Genomic DNA, 2,821 nt, shown 5'->3' on the forward strand with positions numbered 1-2,821 from the left:
CGCCCTGGAGGCCGCCGCCGACGGCGACGTCCTCACCATCGCCCCCGGCACCTACCGGGAGAACCTCGTCGTCCAGCGGGCGGTGACGCTCCGTGGGCCCGAGGGCTCCCCCGGCTCGGTGCGGATCGCGCCGGTGGACGGGGTGCCGCTCACCGTGCGGGCCTCGGCCGTCGTGCAGGACGTGCACGTGGAGGGCCAGGACGCGGCGGCGCCCGCGCTGCTGGTCGAGGAGGGTACGCCCGAGCTGATGGACGTGCGGATCGTCACCCGGTCCGCCGTCGGCATCGAGGTGCGCGGCGGCGCCCGCCCGACCGTGCGCCGGTGCACCGTCGACAACCCGGCGGGCATCGGCATCGCCGTACTCGACGGCGGGGGCGGGGTGTTCGAGGACTGCGAGGTCGTCGCGGCCGGGCAGGCCGGTGTGGCGGTGCGCGGTGGGGCCCATCCGCGGCTGGAGCGCTGCCGGGTGCACCACGCCTCGGGCACCGGTCTGACCGCCACCGGAGAGAACTCCTCGCTGGAAGCGGTGGGCTGCGAGATCTACGAGGTGCGCGGCTCCGGGGTGCAGGTCACCCAGCGGGCCACCGCGCATCTGACCGACTGCGAGGTGCACCGCACCACCGCCGACGGCATCACCCTGGACACCGACGCGGTGCTCACGCTCGCCGACTGCCATCTGCACGACATCCCGGAGAACGCGGTCGACCTGCGCTCCCGCTCGGTGCTCACACTGACCCGGACGACGGTCCGTCAGTTCGGGCGCAACGGGCTGTCGGTGTGGGACCCGGGGACCCGGGTGGACGCCAACCAGTGCGAGATCTTCGACAGCACCGGCGACTATCCGGCGGTGTGGGTGAGCGACGGGGCCACCGCCGTCCTCGACTCCTGCCGGGTGCACGACGTGCCGGACGCGCTGTTCGTGCTGGACCGCGGTTCCCGCGCGGACGTCGTGGACAGCGACCTGTCGCAGGTGCGCAACACGGCCGTGTCGGTGAGCGACGGGGCGACCGCGCAGCTGGACGACTGCCGGATCAGGGAGGCGGCCACCGGCGCCTGGTTCCGCGACCACGGCAGCGGCGGCACGCTCAACAACTGCACCCTGGACGCCACCCAGACCGGGGTGATCGTCACCAAGGGCGCCGACCCGACCATCGAGCGCTGCACGGTCGACTCCCCCTCCGAGGCCGGTTTCTACGTCTCCGCGGGCGGCCGGGGCAGCTTCCTGAACTGCCGGGTCACCGGCAGCGGCGGCTACGGCTTCCATGTGATCGACGGCTGTCGTACGACGCTGCGCAAGTGCCGTACGGAGCGGTGCGCGCGCGGCGGATACGAGTTCGCCGACGGCGGCCCGGACGCGGGGGCCGGGACCGGGCCGGTCGTGGAGGACTGCACCAGCGACGAGAGCGGCGGACCGCGGGCGCCCGCGGTCCGGGAGGCGGCCGTGCAGACGGTGACGCAGTCCGCCGGGCTGCTGGGCACGTTCCCCGGGCAGCGGGCGGCGGAGCAGCCGCCGGTCGCCGCCGCGGAGCCGGAGCAGCCGCAGCGCACGTCGAAGGACGTGCTCGGGGAACTCGACGCGCTGGTGGGCCTGGAGAGCGTCAAGCGCGAGGTGCGGGCGCTGACCGACATGATCGAGGTGGGCCGGCGCCGGCAGCGGGCGGGGCTGAAGGCGGCCTCCGTCAAACGGCATCTGGTCTTCACCGGCTCCCCCGGCACCGGCAAGACGACGGTCGCCCGGCTCTACGGCGAGATCCTCGCCTCGCTCGACGTACTGGAGAAGGGCCACCTGGTGGAGGTGTCCCGGGTCGACCTGGTCGGCGAGCACATCGGTTCCACGGCGATCCGCACGCAAGAGGCCTTCGAACGGGCGCGCGGCGGTGTGCTGTTCATCGACGAGGCGTACGCGCTGTCCCCGGAGGACGCCGGGCGGGACTTCGGCAAGGAGGCCATCGACACCCTGGTGAAGCTGATGGAGGACCACCGGGACGCGGTGGTGGTGATCGTCGCCGGGTACACCGCGGAGATGGAACGCTTCCTGTCCGTCAACCCGGGCGTGGCCTCCCGCTTCTCGCGCACCATCACCTTCGGGGACTACGGCCCCGAGGAGTTGCTGCGGATCGTGGAGCAGCAGGCCGACGAGCACGAGTACCGGCTGGCGCCGGGGGCGTCCGAGGCGCTGCTGAAGTACTTCACGGCGATCCCGAAGGGCCCGGCGTTCGGCAACGGCCGCACCGCCCGGCAGACGTTCGAGGCGATGGTGGAGCGCCACGCGAGCCGCGTCGCCCAGCTGCCCGACCCCACCACCGACGACCTGACCCTCCTGTACGCGGAGGACCTGCCGGACCTGCCCTGAACGGCCTGCACGCCGGGGCCGGGAATCCCGGGCGCCCGGCGACGGCGTCAGTCCCGGGTGTCCGGGTCCGGGCGCTGCCCCGGGACCTCGGGGCACAGCCGGGCCAGGAGGCGGGCCCGTTCGCGGGTGAAGGCGGGGTCCGACTGGTAGTCGGAGTGGCCGAGGATCGGCGCCGGGAGCGGGTGGTCGAGGGTGCGGCCGTAGGCGAGTGGGTCCGGCAGGGGCCCGTGGTCCACGTCGGGGCTGGCGTCGTCGGGGACGCGGACGGGGCCGCCGATGGGGTCGGTGCGCCGGTAGAGGTTGCGCCAGCAGGCGATGTCGTGGTGCAGGGCGGCGAGCGCGGGCGGGCCGAAGTGGGCCGGGAACCAGCGGCCGTACAGGCGTTCCAGCGGGGAGCCGTAGGTGAGCAGGGCGACCCGGCGGCGTACGGACGGCGGCAGCTGCCAGGCCGCGGCGGCGGCGAGGACG

At 74.2% G+C, this 2,821-nt stretch carries 1 protein-coding gene and 1 pseudogene; one reads left to right on the forward strand and one right to left on the reverse strand.

The window, feature by feature from the left end:
• On the forward strand, positions 1 to 2,353 hold a 2,353-nt coding region (locus CCN44_RS41050), incomplete at its 5' end, for a right-handed parallel beta-helix repeat-containing protein (RefSeq protein ID WP_086704301.1).
• A gap of 47 nt (positions 2,354 to 2,400) precedes the next feature.
• Here the strand turns inward: CCN44_RS41050 and CCN44_RS41055 are convergent.
• Positions 2,401 to 2,821: pseudogene (locus CCN44_RS41055) on the reverse strand (hypothetical protein); the annotation flags it as partial.

The sequence above is a fragment of the Streptomyces tricolor genome, assembly GCF_002155905.1.
Lineage (GTDB): Bacteria > Actinomycetota > Actinomycetes > Streptomycetales > Streptomycetaceae > Streptomyces > Streptomyces tricolor.